Genomic DNA, 1,044 nt, shown 5'->3' with positions numbered 1-1,044 from the left:
GTATAGAAAAGAATGTTAAAAAATTGGATATGTTTCCCGAACGGTATAGAATTGTTCCGGAATTGGAAAAATACGGATATTTAATTTATAGAGAAATAATAGTTGAATATTGGCGGATAATATATAAAATTGAAAATAATTATGTATATATAATGCTGGTAACAGACGGAAGAAGAAATTTAGAAGATTTGTTATTAAAGAAAATAATTTTAAGGGAAAATGAGATATAATGTACGCAAAAATTGCACATAATGGGTATGCGGTTAAAAATTATCTATAATACCGCTAATGAGCGCCGTTACCGGGTTTGAGTATTTTTTGTGGTTATTGGGGGCATTTAAATTATAGTCTCTTGAAAAATTTTAATCTAAAAGATTTCACACTAAGAGCACAAAGGAAGAGAAGGACACAAAGAGGGGCAGGTACATCGCGCTGTCCTTCTATTGTTTCATCCACACCGAATAATCCCCTGGATTTGTCGTTTTATATGTTCCTATGCCTCCGGCTAAATACTTTTCCCGTAAGTCGCCAGGGAATGAAGCATAAACTGAAAGACCAGATTCAGGGATTGCCCCATCAAATGTTATACTTATGAGGTTACTACAATTTAAAAAAGCATTACGCCCGATAGAAGTAACTCCCTTCCCTATAGTTATACTTTTAAGGCTCATACACCCGTCAAAAGTATTATCACCAATAGAGGGAACACCATCAGGTATTGTGATATTGATAAGCTGCGTACAATAGTAAAAAGCGCTATGTCCTATATTAGTAACGCTATCGGGTACGGTGATACTGACGAGGCTGTCCCTGCAATTGGAAAAAGCTCCAACTCCTATGCTGGTAACGCTATTGGGTATTATTAAATTAGCAAGATTTCTACACATGTAAAAAGCATGATCCCCAATGCTTGTAACACTATCCGGTACAGTGTTACAGTTTTCTAATGCCTACTCACAAGTACGCTTTATTACTCATAAGTCTATATCAGATAACGAATTAAGTCAACTACTTTCCTCATAATTATTTTTAATTACTCATAAT

1 protein-coding gene and 1 pseudogene are annotated in these 1,044 nt (G+C 34.9%); one reads left to right on the top strand and one right to left on the bottom strand.

Annotation, left to right across the window (positions count from 1 at the left end; translation table 11 throughout):
* On the top strand, positions 1–230 hold a 230-nt coding region (locus ACYVRH_RS13250; RefSeq protein WP_461257367.1), incomplete at its 5' end, for a type II toxin-antitoxin system RelE/ParE family toxin.
* 210 nt (positions 231–440) lie between these two features.
* On the opposite strand, the pseudogene ACYVRH_RS13245 reads toward ACYVRH_RS13250, so the two are convergent.
* Positions 441–920: pseudogene (locus tag ACYVRH_RS13245) on the bottom strand (leucine-rich repeat domain-containing protein); the annotation flags it as partial.
* Positions 921–1,044: the final 124 nt, after the last annotated feature.

The sequence above is a fragment of the Treponema sp. R80B11-R83G3 genome, assembly GCF_054786115.1.
The sequence above is the reverse complement of the archived record's forward strand: the minus strand, read 5'-3'. Positions and strand labels throughout refer to the sequence as shown.